The 19,853-nt window shown below is 54.5% G+C and carries 22 protein-coding genes, 2 tRNA genes and 4 pseudogenes; 19 read left to right on the top strand and 9 right to left on the bottom strand.

The genetic code is table 11. The annotated features are described in order from the left end of the window. The first annotated feature begins 246 nt into the window (after nucleotides 1-246). Complete coding sequence (lexA, locus tag ACSQ3J_RS28710) at nucleotides 247-957, top strand: transcriptional repressor LexA (protein WP_436040828.1); 711 nt, start codon at nucleotides 247-249, stop codon at nucleotides 955-957. A 1,089-nt stretch (nucleotides 958-2,046) separates the two neighbouring features. Beyond that, nucleotides 2,047-2,120: transfer RNA gene (locus tag ACSQ3J_RS28705), tRNA-Cys, on the top strand. A 68-nt stretch (nucleotides 2,121-2,188) separates the two neighbouring features. On the opposite strand, the gene ACSQ3J_RS28700 is transcribed toward ACSQ3J_RS28705, so the two are convergent. Both ACSQ3J_RS28700 and ACSQ3J_RS28695 read right to left on the bottom strand, forming a co-directional pair. Next, complete coding sequence (locus ACSQ3J_RS28700; protein WP_436040827.1) at nucleotides 2,189-2,842, bottom strand: hypothetical protein; 654 nt, start codon at nucleotides 2,840-2,842, stop codon at nucleotides 2,189-2,191. Beyond that, nucleotides 2,763-3,245: a hypothetical protein gene (locus ACSQ3J_RS28695; protein ID WP_156393863.1), complete on the bottom strand. Its 483-nt coding sequence runs from the start codon at nucleotides 3,243-3,245 to the stop codon at nucleotides 2,763-2,765. The genes ACSQ3J_RS28700 and ACSQ3J_RS28695 overlap by 80 nt, the downstream gene beginning before the upstream one ends. Nucleotides 3,246-3,274: 29 nt before the next feature. Here ACSQ3J_RS28695 and ACSQ3J_RS28690 point away from each other — a divergent pair, with 29 nt between their 5' ends. The 3 genes from ACSQ3J_RS28690 to ACSQ3J_RS28680 all read left to right on the top strand — a co-directional run bounded on the left by ACSQ3J_RS28690 (nucleotide 3,275) and on the right by ACSQ3J_RS28680 (nucleotide 4,347). Further along, on the top strand, nucleotides 3,275-3,739 hold the full coding sequence (locus ACSQ3J_RS28690) for a hypothetical protein (protein WP_156393864.1): 465 nt from the start codon (nucleotides 3,275-3,277) through the stop codon (nucleotides 3,737-3,739). 143 nt (nucleotides 3,740-3,882) lie between these two features. Then, nucleotides 3,883-3,960 (top strand) — tRNA-Met (locus tag ACSQ3J_RS28685). 165 nt (nucleotides 3,961-4,125) lie between these two features. Continuing rightward, nucleotides 4,126-4,347: a hypothetical protein gene (locus tag ACSQ3J_RS28680; RefSeq protein WP_060511025.1), complete on the top strand. Its 222-nt coding sequence runs from the start codon at nucleotides 4,126-4,128 to the stop codon at nucleotides 4,345-4,347. A 351-nt stretch (nucleotides 4,348-4,698) separates the two neighbouring features. Here the strand turns inward: ACSQ3J_RS28680 and ACSQ3J_RS28675 are convergent, their stop codons facing one another. Together ACSQ3J_RS28675 and ACSQ3J_RS28670 are read right to left on the bottom strand one after the other, a co-directional pair. Further along, nucleotides 4,699-4,854, bottom strand: coding sequence for a hypothetical protein (locus ACSQ3J_RS28675; RefSeq protein WP_156393865.1), 156 nt, complete (start codon nucleotides 4,852-4,854; stop codon nucleotides 4,699-4,701). A gap of 677 nt (nucleotides 4,855-5,531) precedes the next feature. Continuing rightward, a complete protein-coding gene (locus ACSQ3J_RS28670) occupies nucleotides 5,532-5,837 on the bottom strand; it encodes a hypothetical protein (RefSeq protein ID WP_060505436.1) in 306 nt (101 codons plus the stop codon). A gap of 551 nt (nucleotides 5,838-6,388) precedes the next feature. On the opposite strand from ACSQ3J_RS28670, the pseudogene ACSQ3J_RS28665 reads away from it, so the two are divergent. Then, a pseudogene (locus ACSQ3J_RS28665) lies at nucleotides 6,389-7,017 on the top strand (putative metallopeptidase). Here the strand turns inward: ACSQ3J_RS28665 and ACSQ3J_RS28660 are convergent. Continuing rightward, nucleotides 7,014-7,304 (bottom strand): hypothetical protein, encoded by a 291-nt coding sequence (locus ACSQ3J_RS28660; RefSeq protein WP_060505434.1) that lies wholly within the window; start codon nucleotides 7,302-7,304, stop codon nucleotides 7,014-7,016. The pseudogene ACSQ3J_RS28665 and the gene ACSQ3J_RS28660 sit on opposite strands and share 4 nt — an antisense overlap. A 59-nt stretch (nucleotides 7,305-7,363) precedes the next feature. On the opposite strand from ACSQ3J_RS28660, the gene ACSQ3J_RS28655 reads away from it, so the two are divergent. The 6 genes and pseudogenes from ACSQ3J_RS28655 to ACSQ3J_RS28630 all read left to right on the top strand — a co-directional run bounded on the left by ACSQ3J_RS28655 (nucleotide 7,364) and on the right by ACSQ3J_RS28630 (nucleotide 10,233). Then, complete coding sequence (locus tag ACSQ3J_RS28655; protein WP_060511029.1) at nucleotides 7,364-7,828, top strand: DUF2280 domain-containing protein; 465 nt, start codon at nucleotides 7,364-7,366, stop codon at nucleotides 7,826-7,828. Next, nucleotides 7,815-8,513, top strand: coding sequence for a terminase large subunit domain-containing protein (locus ACSQ3J_RS28650; protein ID WP_277996002.1), 699 nt, complete (start codon nucleotides 7,815-7,817; stop codon nucleotides 8,511-8,513). The genes ACSQ3J_RS28655 and ACSQ3J_RS28650 overlap by 14 nt, the downstream gene beginning before the upstream one ends. Nucleotides 8,514-8,551: 38 nt before the next feature. Continuing rightward, nucleotides 8,552-9,133 (top strand): phage terminase large subunit, encoded by a 582-nt coding sequence (terL, locus tag ACSQ3J_RS28645; protein ID WP_436040826.1) that lies wholly within the window; start codon nucleotides 8,552-8,554, stop codon nucleotides 9,131-9,133. Nucleotides 9,134-9,208: 75 nt separating this feature from the next. Continuing rightward, a pseudogene (locus ACSQ3J_RS28640) lies at nucleotides 9,209-9,295 on the top strand (major capsid family protein); the annotation flags it as partial. Between the two features lie 2 nt (nucleotides 9,296-9,297). Beyond that, complete coding sequence (locus tag ACSQ3J_RS28635) at nucleotides 9,298-9,594, top strand: hypothetical protein (protein ID WP_060505432.1); 297 nt, start codon at nucleotides 9,298-9,300, stop codon at nucleotides 9,592-9,594. 144 nt (nucleotides 9,595-9,738) lie between these two features. Next, nucleotides 9,739-10,233 carry a DnaT-like ssDNA-binding protein gene (locus tag ACSQ3J_RS28630; protein WP_060505431.1) on the top strand — a complete coding sequence of 165 codons (495 nt, stop codon included), beginning with the start codon at nucleotides 9,739-9,741 and terminating at the stop codon, nucleotides 10,231-10,233. A gap of 8 nt (nucleotides 10,234-10,241) precedes the next feature. Here the strand turns inward: ACSQ3J_RS28630 and ACSQ3J_RS28625 are convergent, their stop codons facing one another. Next, a complete protein-coding gene (locus tag ACSQ3J_RS28625) occupies nucleotides 10,242-10,793 on the bottom strand; it encodes a hypothetical protein (RefSeq protein ID WP_060505430.1) in 552 nt (183 codons plus the stop codon). 93 nt (nucleotides 10,794-10,886) lie between these two features. On the opposite strand from ACSQ3J_RS28625, the gene ACSQ3J_RS28620 reads away from it, so the two are divergent. The 4 genes from ACSQ3J_RS28620 to ACSQ3J_RS28605 all read left to right on the top strand — a co-directional run bounded on the left by ACSQ3J_RS28620 (nucleotide 10,887) and on the right by ACSQ3J_RS28605 (nucleotide 13,504). Further along, complete coding sequence (locus tag ACSQ3J_RS28620) at nucleotides 10,887-11,243, top strand: hypothetical protein (protein ID WP_060505429.1); 357 nt, start codon at nucleotides 10,887-10,889, stop codon at nucleotides 11,241-11,243. A gap of 76 nt (nucleotides 11,244-11,319) precedes the next feature. Continuing rightward, the gene (locus tag ACSQ3J_RS28615; RefSeq protein ID WP_060505428.1) at nucleotides 11,320-12,162 is read left to right on the top strand and encodes a hypothetical protein; all 843 of its coding nucleotides are present in this window, start codon (nucleotides 11,320-11,322) and stop codon (nucleotides 12,160-12,162) included. Nucleotides 12,163-12,234: 72 nt separating this feature from the next. Further along, on the top strand, nucleotides 12,235-12,849 hold the full coding sequence (locus ACSQ3J_RS28610) for a hypothetical protein (RefSeq protein WP_347360133.1): 615 nt from the start codon (nucleotides 12,235-12,237) through the stop codon (nucleotides 12,847-12,849). Further along, on the top strand, nucleotides 12,803-13,504 hold the full coding sequence (locus ACSQ3J_RS28605; RefSeq protein ID WP_348270822.1) for a hypothetical protein: 702 nt from the start codon (nucleotides 12,803-12,805) through the stop codon (nucleotides 13,502-13,504). The genes ACSQ3J_RS28610 and ACSQ3J_RS28605 overlap by 47 nt, the downstream gene beginning before the upstream one ends. 90 nt (nucleotides 13,505-13,594) lie before the next feature. Here the strand turns inward: ACSQ3J_RS28605 and ACSQ3J_RS28600 are convergent, their stop codons facing one another. Then, nucleotides 13,595-13,786 carry a hypothetical protein gene (locus ACSQ3J_RS28600; RefSeq protein ID WP_060505426.1) on the bottom strand — a complete coding sequence of 64 codons (192 nt, stop codon included), beginning with the start codon at nucleotides 13,784-13,786 and terminating at the stop codon, nucleotides 13,595-13,597. 367 nt (nucleotides 13,787-14,153) lie between these two features. Here ACSQ3J_RS28600 and ACSQ3J_RS28595 point away from each other — a divergent pair, with 367 nt between their 5' ends. From ACSQ3J_RS28595 to ACSQ3J_RS28585, 3 genes and pseudogenes are all read left to right on the top strand, one after another. Then, nucleotides 14,154-16,214, top strand: coding sequence for a hypothetical protein (locus ACSQ3J_RS28595; protein ID WP_436040825.1), 2,061 nt, complete (start codon nucleotides 14,154-14,156; stop codon nucleotides 16,212-16,214). Nucleotides 16,215-16,249: 35 nt separating this feature from the next. After that, nucleotides 16,250-16,669: a transposase gene (locus ACSQ3J_RS28590; RefSeq protein ID WP_436040824.1), complete on the top strand. Its 420-nt coding sequence runs from the start codon at nucleotides 16,250-16,252 to the stop codon at nucleotides 16,667-16,669. Further along, nucleotides 16,651-17,061: pseudogene (locus tag ACSQ3J_RS28585) on the top strand (transposase); the annotation flags it as partial. The gene ACSQ3J_RS28590 and the pseudogene ACSQ3J_RS28585, both read left to right, overlap by 19 nt. A gap of 605 nt (nucleotides 17,062-17,666) precedes the next feature. Here the strand turns inward: ACSQ3J_RS28585 and ACSQ3J_RS28580 are convergent. Then, the gene (locus tag ACSQ3J_RS28580) at nucleotides 17,667-17,885 is read right to left on the bottom strand and encodes a hypothetical protein (protein WP_060505424.1); all 219 of its coding nucleotides are present in this window, start codon (nucleotides 17,883-17,885) and stop codon (nucleotides 17,667-17,669) included. Between the two features lie 1,451 nt (nucleotides 17,886-19,336). Further along, nucleotides 19,337-19,777, bottom strand: a pseudogene (locus ACSQ3J_RS28575) (ISNCY family transposase); the annotation flags it as partial. Between the last annotated feature and the right edge of the window lie 76 nt (nucleotides 19,778-19,853).

Genomic DNA, 19,853 nt, shown 5'->3' with positions numbered 1-19,853 from the left:
GCATCCGGAGCAGGCCGTCCATCGCATTGTTACGAGATAAACCGAAACGGTACCGGCCGCGCAAAGGTTCCAACAGATAGCTTCCCGCGATAAATGGCAGGCGGAATGCTGAGCGGAAAGGAGCCGCTATGCAGCATGATTTTCTGTTGCGTTGAAAACACTCACGAATTTTAGGGACTTGCGGAACACATATGGAACAGATAGTGTTCGTTCTTGATTTGTTTCTCGATTCTGGAGTGATCGTTCATGCTGACCCGCAAGCAACAGGAACTGCTTCTGTTCATTCACGAAAGAATGAAGGAATCGGGCGTACCGCCATCGTTCGACGAGATGAAGGATGCACTGGATCTTGCGTCGAAATCCGGCATTCATCGGCTGATTACAGCGCTTGAGGAGCGAGGCTTCATCCGGCGTCTGCCCAACCGGGCGAGGGCGCTGGAAGTGATCAAGTTACCAGAAGCCTATACCACGAGCCTCCAGCCCAAGCGCGGCTTTTCACCGAGCGTCATCCAGGGCAGTCTTGGTGCACAACCGGCACCTGCCGCACCCGTCAAGGCCGCCGCAAACAACGATACCGTCTCCATACCGGTCATGGGCAGGATCGCCGCCGGCGTACCGATCTCCGCGATCCAGAACAATACACATGATATTTCCGTGCCGCTCGAGATGGTTGGGACCGGTGAGCACTACGCACTTGAAGTGCGCGGTGATTCGATGATCGAGGCGGGCATTCTCGACGGCGACACGGTCATCATCCGCAATACGAACAGCGCCAGCCCCGGTGAAATCATCGTCGCCCTGGTTGATGACGAGGAAGCGACATTGAAGCGGTTTCGCCGCAAAGGCGCCTCGATCGCCCTGGAAGCCGCCAACCCTGCCTATGAGACGCGGATTTTTGGACCGGACCGGGTCAAGATACAGGGAAAACTCGTCGGGCTGATCCGCCGTTATCATTGATCTGATATCACTTCAGCTATGGCAGCTTAAAGGAGTGGGGAAGATTGCGTGATTTGTAGACATGGCTGCAAACCTGTCACCGTCCGGCGCGACGATAGTTTTGCCCCCTGAAAGATAATGCCTTAGCGACCTCATGAACCGACCGGAGCACTCTAAATCATGAGTAGCGGCGGAAATAAGGGACATGATTTTTCCTTCAATACGCCCGATTAACGGGCTGTAAGCCTATGAATTTTCAATGCGGCTTGCGCATCGGCAAATGTTGCCGTTCCCCTATCGCACCCTATTTTTGGAACCTATTTAGTAGGATTTCGTTGACCTATCGGCTCTATTCGTGGACGGAACCCAGGAGGCCAATGTGAGAACCGTTTTTACAAAAGTTTTGGTCGTGGCATTGATGGCCACAGTCATTTCGACTGTTCAGGCACCAGCATCGTTGGCCCAATCCTTGGACATATACATCGGACGCGACAGTCCCGCAGTTGAATACAGAGACCGGCGATACAATAATGAGTATCGTCCGCGCAGCAATTGCAGTGAACGGCAGGCAATCCGCCGTGCCTATCAGTACGGAATGCGTGATCCCGGCATCCGCTCGATAAACCGGCGCCTTGTTGTCGTTGACGGCATTGGACGCCGTGGCGAATACACTGTCTTGAAACTTGCAAACCGCCAGGGTTGCCCGCGCGTCAATTGAGACGTGGACAGATAATGCGGATCGCTCCAGCCAAGAGCTGAACGATTGGCATCGTTAGGGCGTTAGAAACAGTGCCGTTTCGCTAAGGGCTTTGGCGCTTCATCAATCGAACAGCCGACGGCAGCACTTGCGCACCAATTCACGAATCCGTCGCCCGTCACCTTCGTGAGAATGCGCCCGGCAACAGGGCAGGGACGTGGCGCTTTGACCGGGACGCCGCAATCTCGTTTTCGGCTCCTCGCACACCGGCTTGTTCATCCCCAAAGCTGTGGAAGAAGGGTTCGGAAACGGCATCTCAGAAATGACCAAGAACGTTTTTCAGAAATACCCTCTTGCGATTTGTCTAGGATCATTCTAAACCGCCGCCACAGTTCGACTATTTGAACTGGTGAGGCCTCGTGGCGGAGTGGTGACGCAGAGGACTGCAAATCCTTGCACCCCGGTTCAATTCCGGGCGAGGCCTCCAAACCTTTCTTGCTCCACCAGTAAGACCTTGAAATCAATCGAAAATATAGCGGGTGTGGCAGTCGGTTCCTATTTCACCCCTCCGTCCCGTCCTTGCTTTCGAGCAATTCGTGCCCATCCCATCACAGTTGATCTTCGATACGGCCTGTCTGGCCAGCCGCGCATGGTCTGCGTTGCGCGTGTAGATCTTGGATGTCTTCCCGTCCTTCCAGCCGAACATCGCTTCCAGCATATAGTCGGTGGCTTCGTTGTGCGCCTGATCAGTTGCCAGCCCCTTGCCTGGCTGAACCATGCGGACACTCTGTTTCCAAGTCCCTTCACTGTGAAAGCTTTGTCGAACTCAGTCCGCACATTGGTGAGCCCGGTGACAGGGTGCAACTCCATCACGGCTTCAAGGATCGGGTGAATGGCAATCTCGATATCCACCGGCGTCCGGTTGCGGTTCTTGAATAGCCGCAGCTTGAGAATATCGCCACACCGATGCTGCGGGCCGATAACAGCCAAGTCCGATACGCGAAAGCCGGTCTGCATTAACAGCGACAGCGCCAGTACGGCTTTCGACTTCTGGCCGTGGTGATCGATGAACTTGCCGATCTCGTCGGGCGCGATGGTGTGGTGCCCGTCGCTATAGGCGCGGAATGGTTCAACGAGCCGAGCGATGTTCGGCACCACGGGCTTGCCATCCTTCTTCGTGTCGAAGACACGGCGCATCGTCAGCCACAAAGGGCACCTCTTTCTTGCGATCCCGCAGGACCTCTAAATTTTCCACATCCATTTTTGACACCGGCATGTCGGCAAATAGCCTGCCGTCTTTTTCGCTCAACGGTTCCAGCCACATCGCCTCCATGATATTCCGCCGGCGATCCTGCGTGGACTTGTCGAGCGTGGTGAAAGCGTTGCTGCACATGTATTCCACGCAGAGCCGGAAGCTGTTTGGCTTCACGATGAAGGACAGAGCTTTCGGAATATCGACACGCGCCATCACGGGCTGGGCGGTCTTGCAGGCCTTCCAGTATTCAATGGAAAATTGCTCGCTCTGAATATCATCCGGAAGTCGGCATATCCGCTTTCCATCGATGCGCAGGTAATAGCGCATCGTGCCGTGACGGCTCTTGTTCTTCTCCACATAGCAGATCGATATTGGCCACGTCCGTCATGCAGACGCCCGCCAGTCTTCACCGTCGTCAGCGTCTTCCCCTCGCTTCGCTTCACCGGACGGACGCGTGCATCGTGAAACGGTTCCCACTGATGGTAGGTTACGCCTTCGTGCGCGATCCCCACAGCTTCTATACGCTTTCCGACTGCGACGGAGTTTCGGCTATCCTTGGTGTGGCCGGTTGCCCGCTGCGCATCCTAGCTACAGACATCGAGAACATCCGCGCCGCCGAGGCGGCCGAACTGGAATCAATGGAACGGCGACCGGCCCGCCGGATCGAAAAGGAAAACCAGGCTGGCCCTAAACTCACCCGGAAAGAAGCTCGCGACGTTTTCCCGAAAAACCACCGCGTCGTCGTCAATGGCGGCTTCCTAAAGGGTATGGGCGGATATGTTGTGGACGCCACCGGCCGCAACACCATAAAAGCGATGATTGAGACGCTGAACGGCTTGGTACCCGTATAGCTTGATATTTCTGAATTTTCCGAAGCAGTGTAATATTTCAAGCCATAAGGTGATTTTATGGCTGATCTGTTGCGGTATCACCGGGCCTCTGATCGGTTTTTCACCGCCAATCGCTCAAAAAGAACGCTGCCAATTTTTCAGTTTGTCGGAGTAGAGCAGCCCGGTAGCTTGCCAGCCTCATAAGCTGGATGTCGCAGGTTCAAATCCTGTGTCCGCAACCATATCCGAGGGGAAGCTGACGAGCCCCGCACTAAAGCAAGCTGCTGGATACGCACCCAGCACCGTCAGCCAAGCTGGGGGGGTAGCCCGGCAGATAGCTTGGAGTTTGCAATCCAGTTAGGATTTCTGGTGTAAGCGATACGGCAACATCCCAATTGGAGTTTGCCATGTCTGAGCCCGCCACATCATCGCCCATGATGATTCGCCTGGCGAATGTGATTTGCTGGGGCTTTACTGCTCTCGCCATCCTTTCAGCCGCTATCGGGGCGCTTGGCCTTGTGCTGGGCAACGGCTCAGGGGACTTGGAAAAGGTTGTTGTGTTCTTCGTTATCGCCGCTGCGCTTTATGGAATAGGCCGCGGCGTCAGATATGTGATTGCGGCTAGGTAGGTCATAAGAGGCGGCGGGTTAAATCAGGCGCACATCTCGCCACGGGTTGACGGATACTGCCCGAAACCACCGAGAATGCCGTGACGGGGTAACCGTCGATACCCTCAGTGTCGGTTAAGCGTGCCGGGAAAGTCCTCGTGAGACGGCTGGTCTTCTTCGGGTCCAACTAGGGCAACCATTTATCCCGCTATCCAAGGGTAGCGACTCGTCCAAAAGGACTACCTTTACGGCAACCGTGCATTGTCTGTTCGTAAACCGTTCATGCTTGATTTAGAGATCACGGTTTTCGTTCTGTCAACCGAATGGGAGCGCTGACGCCTCCAGTGCCAGCAAGATTCATTGGGGGGCAGGCTAGTATCCGGAACTACCGCCACCGCTGTTGCCGCCGCCATGGTCGTTGCCACTGTAGGAAGGGCGATTATCGTAGTTTGGCCTAGTCTGACACGCCGAAATCGTCAAAGTCGCAAGCGCAATAGCGATCGCTGTCACCGTATATTTGAGTTTCATGATTTTCTCCTTTAATGGAGCGCAAGGCCAGCCAGTCCGTGTGCCCGCCAGTGATTGTCTTCCTGATGTCGACCAAAGGCAAGCGACGAGGGCGACAGACAGTCGAGCGCACTCAATGAAATCCGGGCGCCGCACCTCTGGCAACCTTAATTGATCATTTACCTTTCGCCGCCGTATTCTGAAACTATCGAGAGCCTCTACCGTTTCCCCTCTTCACATTTGGGGGACGCATGGAAATCGATCGAATTGAATGGCTCCGGGAAGCTCGTCAGCCACATAGCTACCGGCGCATGTACGGTCTCGTCATGATGATACTGGCCAGCTCATCCGTTACCGCCGCAGAAAAGCGGATGGCCCAGTACATAAGCCGATTGCTCAAGGATGTAATGGAGTTGGCGGTTGCCAGTGCGCCGGCCCTATCTAGGGTGCGAATCGGTTTTGCGCATTTAACGGAAATGGTCGTAGAAGCCGCGTGCAGTAACGCCGCCGGTGAGAGGGCGTAGCTCTACACCAAAAGGATTAGCTTTACGGACTAGTTCGACAGCCGTGCATTGTCCGTTCGTAAACCGTTCATGCTTGGTTTAGCGATCACGTATTTTAGCTGCATCAAGAGAACGACCCGCATTCCCATGCCTTTATTGATGGCGGAGTTTTTGCATTTGGGGGGGCGACACCAATTACTTCGTCGGCCTCACGAGCGACACGACGCGGGGCTTGGAAGGAGCATCCAACCACTCGATCCACTTGTCTCGCTCCTCGATCGTGTCGAAGAAACGCCAGCGTTTGAATTCTTCTTCAGTGGATTCCAACATCTCGCCGATTGAGGCCAGTTCCAAAGGCAGCGGCACCTCGTTTCCGTCGAAACGGATGAAGTAGACGCCCTCCGCAGCGAGGCGAATGACCTGGCCTGTGCCATAGCTTCCATCGGAGTCATCAACCGTGAAGTACATGCCGGTCAGAGTGTCGAATACAGTTTTGCTCATAGCTTTCAATGCCAGTCCATAGAAATGCTCGGCCTTCGAAATTCGCTCAAGCACCCGTCAAAGGCAATAGATCAATGTGGGAACTTAACCCCCGCAGTCCTGAAATGGAGAGCCGGGTGTTTAAGTCCGGCTCATTAGTTTCCCTACTTCTGCACGGCCACCGCCAACAACTTCCATCGTATCGGCGCTGGCGGGTTGTGTTGGTGATGATTCTGAGGTGGTAGAGGATTGCCTTTGTTGGCAGCAATCTCGTCCCCGCAGTGAACGCACCCATAAATCGCTGAGTCAGGGGATATCCAACCGGGCGACCGTTCCTCGTGGAAGTTTTGGTGGTCTATCTGCTGAAAGTACTTGGGGTCATTATAAAGCATGCATCTATCCCTTTCTGGTTGCATCAGAATGGAACGATGAACGACCCTGAGTTGCAATAGCGATCCCGGCGAGTGTCAGTATCAGCCAAGATAATCGCCACTTATCCACGTTGTTCACAGTGATAGCGACCAAACACAAATAAACACGTCTATAAGTATCATAGGTTGAATGGTGGGTGAATGAACTCCCAGCGCCCATATCCCCCGGAAACTATGTTTGGCCTCGACGGTTTCAAATCGTTCGCTCCGGCGCCTGACGTCAGCGAGTGGGTAGAGGCGACATTCTTTGACCCGTCGTCACCTGTTGCCAATCCAGAGCACGAGCATCTTGCTATGCCCATATCGGCTACCTCTGGACCGTGGTTGAGAACAACCGCAAGGGCAAGCGGGTGATAGGCCAGTGCGAGACCGGATCACCTCAGGGCGCGATGGGCAAGTGGTCCAAGGCCCGAGCAGAGCAACAGGTCGTCGAGTGGTTCGGCTCCGTTCCGGACTTCATCATCACGCTTGATGCTGAATACTGCCAGGAGTGCGGCGATGCCGAGTTCATGGCGCTGGTCGAGCATGAGCTTTACCACGCCGCCCAGGACGTCGATGCTTTCGGCGCTCCCAAGTTCAACAAGATGACAGGCCAGCCGGTGTTCACGATTAGAGGACACGACGTAGAGCAGTTCGTCGGCGTTGTCCGTCGGTATGGGGCAGATGCCGCTGGCGTTCGTGCTATGGTGGATGCAGCCAACCGGCCGCCCGAGATTGCCCGCGCTCATATCGAGCATTCATGCGGGACATGCCTGCTTCGGGTGGCCTAGGCGAATCCATTGCGCAGTTGGTCGAGCCACGCCTGATAGTCCACGTGGTCGTGGAGAAATTCGCGGTCGCCTCCATACAGGTCGGCACCACTCATCTGCATGAGGGCATCCCAAACCGCTCGGTCGTCAATCCTGACGTCAACGATTGGGTCGTGATCAGCAAGTACCCAACGATTTGCCCAATCAGAAGCTTCGGCAGGGGAACACGCTCCGTTGATCAAGTCCGTCAGCTTCGACAAAACCTCATGCCGTTCCGGCAGCTCGATGATTTCCGATCGGCTCTTCATTGGTACTCCACCGGCGGCCACAAATGGCTTGCCCACCTTGACCGGACTTTGACACAGCTATGGCAAAAGCAAAACTCTCCGATGAGGTCAAGACCTACATCGTGCAGGCGCTGGCGTGCTTTGATAGCCCGTCGATCGTGTCGACAGCAGTCAAGAAGGAGTTTGGCGTCGAGGCCAGCCGTCAGCTGGTCGAAAGCCACGATCCGAATAAGAAAGCGGCTTCCGGTCTGGCGCCTAAGTGGCGAGCCTTGTTCGAAGAGACCCGGAAGACCTTCCTCGAAGACACGGCGTCCATCGCCATCAGCCATCGGGCCGTTCGTCTCCGCGCATTGCAGCGCATGGCAGACAAGGCTGAGAACAGCGGTAACATGGTGCTCGCGTCGTCGCTTCTTAAGCAGGCTGCAGAGGAAGTAGGCGGAAGCTACACGAACCGCCGCGAACTGACAGGGAAGGACGGAAAGGATTTGCCGGTGCCAGTGTCGCCGGTGACGATCTTCCAGTTGCCCGACAATGGCAGGAACTGAGAAGGGCGCGGCAGCCCAGACAATCATCCGGCCGCAACCGGGGCCACAGATGGCCTTTCTGGCGTCAGCGGCCGATATTGCGATCTATGGTGGTTCGGCCGGCGGCGGCAAGACGTGGGCACTACTCATGGAACCGCTGCGCCATGTGGCCAATTCGCAGTTCGGCGCCGTGTTCTTCCGGCGATCCACAGTGCAAGTTCGAAACGAGGGTGGCCTTTGGGATGAGAGCGAGAAGCTCTACCCCGCAATCGGCGCGGCTCCGAAAGAGCATGTGCTGCAGTGGAACTTCCCATCCGGAGCATCGGTCTCGTTCGCTCACCTCGAGCATGACAAGACCGTCCTAAACTGGCAGGGCTCGCAGATCCCGCTCATCTGCTTCGACGAGCTGACGCATTTCAGCGCCAAGCAGTTCTGGTACATGGTTTCGCGTAACCGCTCGATGAGTGGGGTGAAGCCCTACATCAGGGCGACATGCAACCCAGATGCGGACAGCTGGGTCGCCGAGTTCATCGCCTGGTGGATCGATCAGGATACGGGCCTACCAATCCCGTCGCGTGCCGGCGTGCTTCGCTGGTTCGTCCGTATCGGTGACGCCATCATCTGGGGGAGCACCCGGAGGAGCTTGCCCACTACACCGCGCCGAATGAGGACGGCATTGAAGCGCCGATCCCGCCAAAGTCGGTAACGTTCATCCCGGCCAAGCTCAGCGACAACCGCGCGCTTATGGCGGCAGACCCAAGCTACCTTGCCAGCCTCATGGCGCTGCCCACGGTCGAGCGGGAACGACTCCTTGGCGGCAACTGGAAAATTCGGCCCGCTGCTGGCCTGCTGTTCCAGCGCGGATGGTGCCGGGTTGTCGATACGGTGCCAGCTGGTGTCCGGTGGATGCGCGGGTGGGACTTGGCTTCTACGCCGAAAATCGAAGGGAATGATCCGGACGCAACGGCCGGCACGAAGATCGGCAAGTTGCCGGACGGCAGTTATATCGTTGGCCATCACGTCACGGACTTCCTGTCGCCGTCCGGCGTCGAGCGGCTGATAAAGAATACGGCCGACGCCGACGGGATCGAAACGCAGATATCGCTGCCACAGGACCCGGGGCAGGCAGGCAAGTCGCAGGTCACCAACCTGACGAAGATGCTTTCCGGCTTTAATGTACGAGCAACTCCGGAATCAGGAGACAAGATCACGCGGTTCAGCCCGTTCTCCGCTCAGGCGGAAGCGGGGAACGTGGTGATCTTGCGCGCTCCCTGGAACAACGCGTGGTTCGCGGCACTAGAAGTGCTTTCCGGAAGCCAAGCATGACGACGACGCTGACAGCACGAGCCGCGCATTCAACGCGCTGCTGAATGCGAGCACCTACAGGCGGAGCGCCGCTTGTTGAAGTTCGAGGTGCCTGGCATCTTCCGTCTCGGCGGCGTCGAAATCCGCCGCCCGGGTGCCGTTCGCTATCTGGATGGGATCTGATCATGGTCAAACTCGAAAACACCCGGCCGGGCGGCTTTGGCATCCCCGGCGGCCCGGTCATTGCCGGGAAGTCCTCGCTCGATGTTGAGCAGGCCGATTGGGATACCGTGAGGGATCATCCCGTCGTCGTTGCTTGGATCAACGCCGAACATCTCATCGTGACCGGCGTTGAAGACGACGATCCGAAGCTCTCGGAGCGGGACGATCTCAAGAAGCAGGCAGCCGAACTTGGGTTGGAATATCCGAAGAACATCAGCACTGAGAAGCTGAAAGAACTGATCGACGCAAAGCTGGCCTGAAAGAAGAGGGCTCGCTTGAAAGAGAAGGTTGGCGAGCCCTCAAGTCCCGGCAGTACTCAAAACTCATCTGCCGGTAGTTCCATGCCCGAGAACTTTGCCTTTCAATGATTTGTAATTACCTAATATACAGTGCAAGGATGAGACATGGCTGGATATGGCGACAATGCAGGCCTTACCGCCTATGCCGAGGCTGCCGGCTATGTCATTCCCGATGGCACCCAAGAGGCAGACATCACGGCGGCCTGTCAGCGCGGTTCGCTGGTGATCGATCGGTATGAGCGGTTCTTCTCTGGCACGCGCACCGGTGGGTACGAGCAGGAACGGGCATGGGGAAGGACAGGAGCTTCCACCTTTTATGGCGAAGCGATCCCGACCGGTGAAATCCCGGTTGCCATAGTCAACGCCAGCTATGAGGCGGCTTTCCTCGAATTGACCAACCCGGGCAGCCTGTCGCCGGTTGTGACCGGATCCGCAACGGTGAAGCGCGAGAAGATCGGGCAGCTTGAGGTCGAGTATTCGGTATCTTCGTCGACGAACATTGCCGATCTCGTCGCCATGGCAACGCCGGTCGTCACCACCATCGAGGGGCTGCTCTGGCCGTTCCTCATCCCGATCCTGCCGGGGATGCTGGTGGTCTGATGACCGCTTTACGTTGCAGGCACACACTCAAGCCCGGCCTCGGGACGGTTGTCTGAGTTGAGCCCTACCTTAATCAGCAGTTTTTTGTTTTCCTGCTCCAAGCAAACGACAGCCGGAACAAGTATCATCGTAACGCCCGCGATAACAAGCCAACCGATAATGGGTAGAGGGTCATCGGTAACTGTGATTGCCCCAGATGCAGCACCATCCACCTTGTAAAAGCTCTTTGTAATTCTCGTTTGCAAAGTATTGAATTCATAGGAATGGAGCTGGGTGAGCGACGCACCATTTACTGTCAGGCCTTGTTTCGGGACCTCTATTCCTCCTTCAGGGATCCGAGCTTCCACCTCCATGGTGCGCCCTGAACCAACCATATACCCGTGAACGACATAGGTTCCGTCTTGCGCCTTATCGATTTCACTGGAGTAGAGCGACCCCGTGACAATCTGATTATTCGACAAGGTACTTGCTTCAACCGTCGCAAATTGCTCCCCGGCCATAGCAAGCGTGGGCTGGAGAACAAGCACTATAGCAGTGAGTACAGAAGTCGACAGTTTCATCGTTCCCTCCCTGGTTACGGAGAGCATACCACAGTGCAGCCAATCGTTGCTGCTATATTTTAGCCCAACCTAATACTACCGGAGAGGTACGCGATGAAATTCAACTATTCGAAAGCGCGAGACACAGCAGCTCGGCTCATCGAAAAGTTTGGCCTGCAAGGCACCGTGACGCGCATTGTCCCACCAGACCAGGTGAACGGCGGCGATCCGTTGGAAACAGCGTATCCGGCCACGCTGGTGCCGATGGCATACGAAGCCAGAAACATCGACGGGACACTGATCAAGACCGGCGACGTGCAAATCTACATCTCAGCGGTTGGGCTAGCGATCACGCCCCAGGTTGACGACATCGCGACGGTCGGGGGCAAAGGTTACCAGATCGTGAACATCGATCCCTACAATTTCGACGGCGTGACCAACGTCGTCTTCGTTGCTCAGGGTCGAATATAATTTCCAGCAAACACTCGCGTAATGCGGGAAATTGCGTATCTATTGGTCCATCCATCAAATTTGGTGCGGGGGCGCAATGGAAAACAATGGTGCAGATGACAAGGGCCTGACTGCAAAGGCCAGCGTAAAGGAACGTATTAAGGCCACATGGAACGGCACTGCGAATGTTTGCGGTGTTTTAGCATTGATAATTTCCGTTTCCTGGACGTTTCCAAGTGAACTATGGCGTGCATATTTCAGCAGTCAGTTAGAAATGGAAGAGGGCCTAAAAGTTGCCATAGGCGAAATGACACGTGTTTATAAGGAGTTCGCGCAGTCTCAATCGTCCATTGGCGGCCAATCGGGCATCATGATGACGACAATCAGCCAGGTACAAATTAGTTATCAGCTCGATAAGATTGGCCGATATCCTGACTATGTGCTTAATGGGTCTAGTTATCTTGAGAATTTAACATTGGCTCAAATGGCTACTGTGATTGGTAAATTTGACGATGGTCAGAGATTTTATAAGTCAGCTCTTGTCGCTGCGGACAGAGAGAACCTTGAGCCTCAAGAGGTTTACATCGGATTAGCCGCTAATACATTGGGGCGGGATGGAATTACTGGAATTTTGAAAGCTCGTGAGCATTACAGGAATGCTCTTACCGTGGCATGGAAGAGATATAATACGGGTCGCGCGGATTATGCATTGGCTCCGCTCGGAGTACTGCTAGAAATTTCATTGGCTGAACTTAAGTACGGATCTTGGGATTGCGGCAACACCGTTTCAGGATTTGTCGAGCAGCAACTATCTCGTCCGGAAATGCTTGCCGTACCTGCCCTCCAAAACTATCTCGCTGTGTATCGTGCTACAAAGGCAGCCACCGTAAAAACAAGTGGGCGGCCCGAGATTGTGTGCAATTACCTGCTTCCAGCGTAGTTGGAATACCGAAGTTGAAACCTACAAACGGCTCGCTTCGGCGGGCTTTTTTTTCATGACAGGTAGGGAATTATGACCTTTGACAAGCTTCTTGCCCAGTATGAGCCAAAGGTTGCCGCAGCGTTTCGCGAAGCCATCGAGACGACCAAATCCTCCATCGTGCTCAAGGCGATCGCAGACCGATTGGAGCGCGGCGATATTGCCAGCACGGTGGCTGCCCTACAGTTTGAGCCAGAGGCTTTCGCGGCGTTGGAACTGTCCCTTCGAGAAGCGTTCAACGCCGGCGGCATCAACATGGCGCAGAGCCTGCCTTTCTTGATCTCACCGGACGGAATGCGGGTACTCTTCCAGTTCGGAGTGCGAAACTCAGAAGCCGAGCGACTTATCCGCGAGCAATCGGCTACTCTGGTCTCCAATATTACTGATGATCAACGGGAGGCCCTTCGCATGGGCTTCGAGGCGGGGCTGTCCAAGGGCCAGAACCCAACGAAAACGGCATTGGACGTTGTCGGCACGCTCAACCGGATCACCGGTAGACGGGAAGGCGGCTATATCGGCCTTACGAGCCGACAGGTGGAATTCATCGCCAGAGCAAAGGAAAACCTCTTGTCCGGCGATCCGGTGGCCATGAGCAAGTACGTTGACCTTAAAGCGGTTCGACCGAACTGTGGCCAGAGCCATTCGTGAGGGGAAGCCTGTCGACGCGGAAATTGCGCGCAAGATCGTCATGCGCCTGTCCGACAAAAACCTGTTGCTCCGCGGCGAGATGATCAGGCTTGAGGAAACGCGCACCGCCCTATTTTCCGTGCGCGACAACGCGATCCGACAACAGATCGAGGCGGGGAAGATCACCGCTCAAGATGTGACAAAGAAGTGGAAGCATTCGGGCTCTGAACACCCACGTATGCAGCATGTTCAGATGGCCACACAGAATGCCGTACCGCTCGACATCCCATTCGTAGCACCAGACGGAACGATGCTGATGTATCCTCACGATCCGAAGGCGCCGGCAAGGCACAAGATCGGCTGCAAGTGCCGGGTTGGAATACGACATCGACTATATTGCGGCTGGCCTGCGCCGTTATCGGGCACGAGCTGCCTAATGGCTGCGCTGTCATTTGCAGCCGCCGTTGCCAACTTCGCGGGAAAGTTACCGGAAGCCATCGAGGCCGTGCGGAACCAGAACGCCGCCGATGTGGGTGAAGGAAATGCAGCCCCTCGACATCGAAGGTGGACGGATGCCGTTCGCGGCAGGTTTTTTGCAGCAATCGCTGATGGCCTCGACGGCAACAATGCCGAGCATCCATTCTGGTGCCAAGCCGGTCGAGGGCCGAACCTATAAGTTCGATTTCGGGATCATCGAGGCGGTCATTGCGGGTGCCTCGTTAGAAGACGACCTGTATTTCGGCTACACGGCCGCTTACGCAGGCCATCAAGAGTACGGGGCGAAGCCTATGCTCATCCCAACCTGAGTGATGGCCAGCTGTTCCTTCAGAAACTTGATATCTGCCAGCAAGGCTCCGGTGGCACGCACGTCACCATGGTGGAAGGCGAGGGCGGCGGCAATATCGTCAACTTGGCCAGGATATTGGATATCGTGCGCTGCGGCGCTGATGGTAGGCATAGCTTTCCCTCTTCCACAGTGCCCGAGCAATGGATCAAACGTGCATGGATTTTCAGATCGGCGTTCCGCATCCGACGCAAGAGTTCTCATTATGTTCTCAACATAAAGAGAGTCAACCCCATCCGAAAAGTTGTACGGTTTGCATGGCTAGGGAAACCAGAATCGCAGCTAGGGCGGCGATCATAAGGATGATGACAGCGCAAGGCCTACATAGTCCGTCATGTCTCTCTCACCACTCCCGCGATTGCTGGGTTCGTAGGCGCCGGTTCAAACGAGAACAAACCATTGCGTGTCGCAACGAAAAACGTTGCAACCTGTTCGCCCTTGCGTAGATACTAGATGCTAATATCCAGAAGGAGGGGGAGCCATGCGTACATTTACAGTCCTTGTAACCGCAGTATCAGTCGTTCTGCTTGCTTCACCAACATTCGCATCGCAAGACTGTCAATACAAAAAACTGCATCCAACACCAGCTTCCGACGGGACGATAATTTCTAAACTACTGAAGCCTTTGCCCATCGATACTCGATGGGATGATCTGCCGAAGCAAACGCAATCTCAACTTTCAGTACTTGCTGAAACCCGACTATCGCACTTTAGTTCCGAATGGGACGCAAGTGCCTTGGCCTCGAAAGAAAAAAACCTGCTGCGATGCCCTACGGCTGCGATGAACTTGAACATCAATCGCTTTCTGGCCAGATTCACCTCCGCGGCGGGTGCTTCAAACCCGCTCTCAACGATAAAAAATCAGGACCTCGGGCAAGCTTTGAAAAAAGCATACCTCGCAGAGTATGCCGCGAAGCGAGCGACACTACGATACCCCCGCGGCGCAGTTGAGAACCTTGACTGGGACGGTACGTCACCTTTTGGCTCAATTAGACTTCCCGAGAGAAAGTCCTACGCGGACATTAAAGATTATTCCCTCAAAGTTGCAGATGAATTGCGAGGCTTGGCAAATGACGATCTCAGTCCCACTGAGATTCATTTCAGAGAAGAAGCTCTTTACAAAATGCGCGCCTATTCAGCAGGCGCATTTACTGGGGATAGCTGGGGAGGGGCTGACAATGACAGCGCCTGCCAATTGATGATCCGGAACTATGATATTCTCGGAGGGTATCAGCTAGAGCAAAAGCGTCCAGAGATATACCAGAATGATGATGAGGTATTACTAGATGCGAACGCAATATTTCTAAACAACATGCCGCTCAAATGGCAAGATGTCGGTACATGGAACTCAGCAAAAAAATATTGCAATGTGACGAACCCTTCATTTGTTGCAAAGTTGGTGGGAGACCCTGCAGTCAACGACACCGCTAAAGCTATGATATTATTTAAAAATTGGTGGATAGAACGAATAGAGGCATCACCGGACTCAAAAAAGAAATGCACAATTTATACAGAGGGTGATCGCGAGCTGGTTTGGACAGCATTTTCGGCCGATCAGCAATTTAACAATGATCAAAGCTCGTCATTGGAATCTTATAATGAGAAAGTTGGCGAATACATCGCGGATCGAACCCTTCAGTTTCGCGACTCCGCCTCCACCGCCCTGGATCTCGTCTTTCCCGATCCTGCAGATTTCAGCTTGCAAGATCGGCAGACAATAAAGGAGGCGCTGCGGCAATCGTCAGCTTTCGGTGCCTACAAGGATATAATCCCAGCGATGCTCGAAGTTATTGACGCAAACTCCGGTAAATCATTGCGGGATAAATGGGATGCTGCGTGGAGGGAGGATGTCGTTGAGATCGGGGGCTATCAACCCGACGAGCAAATTCGCAAAGAAGATATCGATAAAATAAACGACATGTTCGAAAAGACAAAGGATTGGGTGGCCAAAAACTATAACTATTATCCTAATAATCCAAAAAATTTTTACCATGGAATAAGTATTAAAGTTACAACTTCGTCCAACTCTACCACAACATACCCTGGAAATATCAATATAGGTATTGGTACTTCACGCACACTATATGAACACTACAGCACTATACTTCACGAACTTCGTCACGCGATGGAGTTTGCAAGGGCAGCAAGTGGCCAAATATTAACGGTCTATGGAGCTGACACAGGACCGGCATTTGAAGGTTCAGGTATCGCAACCGAAATTATCAATCTACCTATTCTAGCCAACGATGTTTTTTCGACGCCGAGGTCAATTGCCCTCAATCGCCTGGCTTATGCCATGCATGATGCGCGGCTTGCAGCAACGTCAGAGGCAACAGCAGCCCGTTACTTCCGGAGCGGGTGCTCAGAAGCTTCAAGCCCCAACAGCATCGATTATGTTGTAAAGCTCGTTGAAAAATACGGCCTATATAACGAATTTGCTTCCAACGCGGCGGTTAGAGTTCATGTAAACGCGCAGTATCTTCAATATCTGTGGTCTGGGCTCGATATGTTAGGCGGTGTGGACGGATTGCCGCATGTTTAATTTCTGCGATTCCCAAATCAGTATTTGAATGATTCATGGGTTGCCGGTTTCAGAGGAGATCGGCGATGCTGACGAAGATGACAGAAGCGGACTGGGCGGTCGCACTTGAGGTTTTCCGCGCCTCGCTTCCGCGGCGGGGCGACAAGGGTCGAGATGACCGGCTGTTTTTGGAGGCCCTGCATTATTTCTCCGTCAACAATATCACCTGGCGGGGTCTGCCGGAGCGCTATGGACATTGGAACAGTGTCTGGAAGCGCTTTTCCCGATTGAGCAAGTCAGGCGTATTTGAGATTTTCTTCGAGCACCTTGCCAGTCTGAGCACGTCGGCCGATCTGGTTCAGATGTTCGATAGCACCGTAGTGCGCGCGCATGTTTCGGCAGCAGGCGCAAAAGGGGGCAATATGGCCAAGCGCTTGGCCGCTCGCGAGGCGGCTTCTCGACCAAAATCCACCTGAAGACCGATTTCGACGGATATCCCATCGCCTTCGATCTAACCGGGGGCGAAAAAGGTGACGCTCCGCACTTTCCAATCCTGCTTGGCCTTGGCCCTGATGTAGATCCCCGCGCCGCCATGGGCGACAAGGGCTATGAGAGCAAGGCTAACCGGCAGGCCGCAAGAAGGCGGGGTGCGGTTCCCGTCATTCCTTATCGTTCAACGGCAAAATCAAAGCCGACGTTCTTTCCCAAAGCGCTCTACAAAGGTCGCGCCCGCATCGAGCAAGCAGTCGGAAAACTCAAACGCTTCAAGCGCATCGCGCTACGATGCGAGAAGACCAAACAAAATTTCGCCTCCATCGTCGCAATCGCCGCAGGCTTCATCTTGATCAAATCCGTCCACACTGCCTAGGGAAGCTGGAGACGCTGGAAACGAAGTTGGGGTTACAAAACGGTAGGCGGCTTGACCCCTTTATTCTTTTCGCATGCGGCTTAAACACGCCGGAGCCTTCGACCGATTACGAGAAAAAACTAAAAGCCTGCTTAAAACTGTAGCGGCTTGCCGCTGCACCCGTCGCTTCGGCGCCCAGGTCAACATATCAACGGGGAGATGAGACCAGAGATAATCGGGCCAGATGCCCAGCCAGGCAAGGAATTAAGCAAAGCCTAAACATACTCTTGGGTGTGGCTGGGTGTGGCAGTCGCTTTTGATTATCAAAGGAAATTATTTCTGCCAAGTGTGGCAATATCCGCCGGCAAGATATTGAAATTGCTGATTTGCTCGACCCCGGGCGAGGCCTCCAAATCTCCCACAGATTTGAAATTATATCAGGAAGAACGCAGCCTTTTCTTTGGTTCCCAAAGGATCGCGCGGCGTCGGAATAGCGATCCGCCTAGAGTTAGAACAAACATACCCGCCGCTCTTTAGCGACAAGGCACACGTCAATTGACAATAGACGGCTGGAAGCCTATCCGCTCTCCATGGCAGCCTATCGTGGGGTAGGGCAGCAATTTGCTTTAATGATAATAGAAGCAGGCACAATCGGCCTTGCTGTCATCTGGCGTATTCCAGACGCGCACCGCAAGTTTCTTGGCTACACCGGTCTCGTCCAGCCGTAGCCCCAGCAGCGACACGGCGGCCAGTTTCGGACTGACCGCATCGATTTCAATAGTCGACCCGACCTGATGGACGCCCTGCTTAGGGGTCCAGGTGAAAAACTGCACGCTGTAATGCATTGCATTCTCCTCCACCGCGCTTTTCAGCACTTGAGTTCAACGGGTGAGCAGACGCTGCAAGACGCTGGCCACGGGGCAGTCCACTGCGGGATGCGTACTCAATGTGTAGAAACAGGATAGCATATTTCGGCAAGCGGTGAAACATTGCCACATTCATTTAAGTCGAACGATGAGTGACCATCATCCATTCGGACTAGGATTCGCGCTGTCCGAGCCGAATTATAACCATCATATGCGCATCGTTATAGCTCATTTCGGTTGCCCGCAGACCGGGCAGGGTTCGGGATTGGTGGTCATGATCAAATCTTCAAACAGGCCGGTTTGAATGCTCCTGGACGGTCGGCAAAATATGATCCACCGACTTCAAAGAAGTTGCAAACCTTGCCTCATTGATCCGATCATCGCGGCAACGACCGGACAGGGCCGTTGTCGCGGGCTCCAAGGTGCAGGTGGGATCGACAGTCGGCATGGGCGTCGCACAGATCGGATCAACAGCCGAATTGAGTACCGGTATACCGATTTTGGTGACGCCAGATATGCAACACTCGGATTTGGCAGTTTTTTTTCGAAAGCCGACCGAGCTAAAAACCCAGGACATCAAGGTTGGACTGAGTTTTAACCTCTAGCTGGCACAATTGAGAGGTTGTCTTCGATCCATCACATCCGGGCTGTCCTTCATCAAGGGACGTTTTCCCGAACCTTACCCTTCGCCGGATGGCGCAAACAGACCCGGCGTCAGTCTTCAGGGGCATATGCCGCCGATCGCGCACGAGTTTCGCGCGCCTTTGTTTGGCTTGCCGACCGAATCCGAATTGGAAAATCCCGCTGTTGGCCGTGCAGCTTGTTCCGGCGGCGAGACGAGCAGGAACAGGCTCCAAAGAGCGAAGCCACTCAGAACAGCGCATATCGCAATGTAGGCGTAGAAAATCCGCACGGTGCTGCCAGTTGTTTCCCTCGGTTTGGCTTTTTCAGCCGAGGACAATCTTCAGTATCAGCAAGAGCTTGGGCGGGGCATGGCGCTACGAGATATGCCAAACTGCCATGCCCCTATGGCGTTCAAGGCCAACGCCGTTTTGTACCCCCGGGCGTTTGAAGAGACAATTCCGACATAAGGAGCTTGGCGTACAGCCTTTGGATAAGGATTGGCGGAGAACATTTGCGGCACGGCGCAATGTCATCACTGCGCCGTGCCGCAATCACGGCGCCTTTCATGTTTTAGGCAATGGTGAATGGACATTTAAATAAGGTCAGGCTAATTTATGAATGCTGTTACCTTGGCCGAAACCGGAACGGCGTTGATTGCGGAAGTGTTTTCCACTTTATGTATTAAGCGACTTTTCAACGACCTATATTGCGAGGCGATTTAGAACCCGTCACCGGATCCGGTGACGGGTTCGTTCTGTTGCATGGCAAAAACAAAATCTCTCAAAGGGTAAAGTTGCACACCGCTTCTCCGAGCCAGCAAAGCGAAGATGCAAGAGCTTGCCAGTCGCATCATCGATGAACACCAGCAATGAACAGGGGTCACCGCGATCCTCAAACCAACGATGCTCGTCACCGATCTGCACCAGTTCGCCATAGGCCTCGCGCCGCAATCGTGGCTGATGGAACGTCCGTCGCTGCTTGCACGACAGCCACAGGTCGGCCTGCGTCATCCATTGCCGCAAGGTCTCGCGCGACACCGTTAGCCCATCGCGCTCGGCAAGCTTCTCGGCCACCAAGGTTGGACCAAAGTCCGCATAGCGCTCTCGAATGAGAGCCACAGCATAATCGCGAACCCCATCGCCGATCCGGCTGTTTGACGGCCGGCCGATCGTCTTGTGCCGGATCGACGCCGCACAGGTCTTCCTGATCCGCTGCAGATCACGCTCACTCATCGCAATCAATCCCATCCGCAATCGCCCAGGTCATCAAAACCCCGGGGAGTGTGACATTCTTACTTTGCGGGATCAGGACACTTTAACTTTG

Source organism: Rhizobium sp. LjRoot98 (assembly GCF_964252935.1).
Lineage (GTDB): Bacteria > Pseudomonadota > Alphaproteobacteria > Rhizobiales > Rhizobiaceae > Pararhizobium.
The sequence above is the reverse complement of the archived record's forward strand: the minus strand, read 5'-3'. Positions and strand labels throughout refer to the sequence as shown.

Excerpts from the sequence above, each read along its gene's own strand:
- lexA (WP_436040828.1), top strand. The coding sequence starts at position 247 with ATGCTGACCCGCAAGCAACAGGAACTGCTTCTGTTCATTCACGAAAGA.
- ACSQ3J_RS28690 (WP_156393864.1), top strand. The coding sequence starts at position 3,275 with ATGCAGACGCCCGCCAGTCTTCACCGTCGTCAGCGTCTTCCCCTCGCT.
- ACSQ3J_RS28680 (WP_060511025.1), top strand. The coding sequence starts at position 4,126 with ATGTCTGAGCCCGCCACATCATCGCCCATGATGATTCGCCTGGCGAAT.
- ACSQ3J_RS28675 (WP_156393865.1), bottom strand. The coding sequence starts at position 4,854 with ATGAAACTCAAATATACGGTGACAGCGATCGCTATTGCGCTTGCGACT.
- ACSQ3J_RS28670 (WP_060505436.1), bottom strand. The coding sequence starts at position 5,837 with ATGAGCAAAACTGTATTCGACACTCTGACCGGCATGTACTTCACGGTT.
- ACSQ3J_RS28660 (WP_060505434.1), bottom strand. The coding sequence starts at position 7,304 with ATGAAGAGCCGATCGGAAATCATCGAGCTGCCGGAACGGCATGAGGTT.
- ACSQ3J_RS28655 (WP_060511029.1), top strand. The coding sequence starts at position 7,364 with ATGGCAAAAGCAAAACTCTCCGATGAGGTCAAGACCTACATCGTGCAG.
- ACSQ3J_RS28650 (WP_277996002.1), top strand. The coding sequence starts at position 7,815 with ATGGCAGGAACTGAGAAGGGCGCGGCAGCCCAGACAATCATCCGGCCG.
- terL (WP_436040826.1), top strand. The coding sequence starts at position 8,552 with ATGGCGGCAGACCCAAGCTACCTTGCCAGCCTCATGGCGCTGCCCACG.
- ACSQ3J_RS28635 (WP_060505432.1), top strand. The coding sequence starts at position 9,298 with ATGGTCAAACTCGAAAACACCCGGCCGGGCGGCTTTGGCATCCCCGGC.
- ACSQ3J_RS28630 (WP_060505431.1), top strand. The coding sequence starts at position 9,739 with ATGGCTGGATATGGCGACAATGCAGGCCTTACCGCCTATGCCGAGGCT.
- ACSQ3J_RS28625 (WP_060505430.1), bottom strand. The coding sequence starts at position 10,793 with ATGAAACTGTCGACTTCTGTACTCACTGCTATAGTGCTTGTTCTCCAG.
- ACSQ3J_RS28620 (WP_060505429.1), top strand. The coding sequence starts at position 10,887 with ATGAAATTCAACTATTCGAAAGCGCGAGACACAGCAGCTCGGCTCATC.
- ACSQ3J_RS28615 (WP_060505428.1), top strand. The coding sequence starts at position 11,320 with ATGGAAAACAATGGTGCAGATGACAAGGGCCTGACTGCAAAGGCCAGC.
- ACSQ3J_RS28610 (WP_347360133.1), top strand. The coding sequence starts at position 12,235 with ATGACCTTTGACAAGCTTCTTGCCCAGTATGAGCCAAAGGTTGCCGCA.
- ACSQ3J_RS28600 (WP_060505426.1), bottom strand. The coding sequence starts at position 13,786 with ATGCCTACCATCAGCGCCGCAGCGCACGATATCCAATATCCTGGCCAA.
- ACSQ3J_RS28595 (WP_436040825.1), top strand. The coding sequence starts at position 14,154 with ATGCGTACATTTACAGTCCTTGTAACCGCAGTATCAGTCGTTCTGCTT.
- ACSQ3J_RS28590 (WP_436040824.1), top strand. The coding sequence starts at position 16,250 with ATGGGTTGCCGGTTTCAGAGGAGATCGGCGATGCTGACGAAGATGACA.
- ACSQ3J_RS28580 (WP_060505424.1), bottom strand. The coding sequence starts at position 17,885 with ATGCATTACAGCGTGCAGTTTTTCACCTGGACCCCTAAGCAGGGCGTC.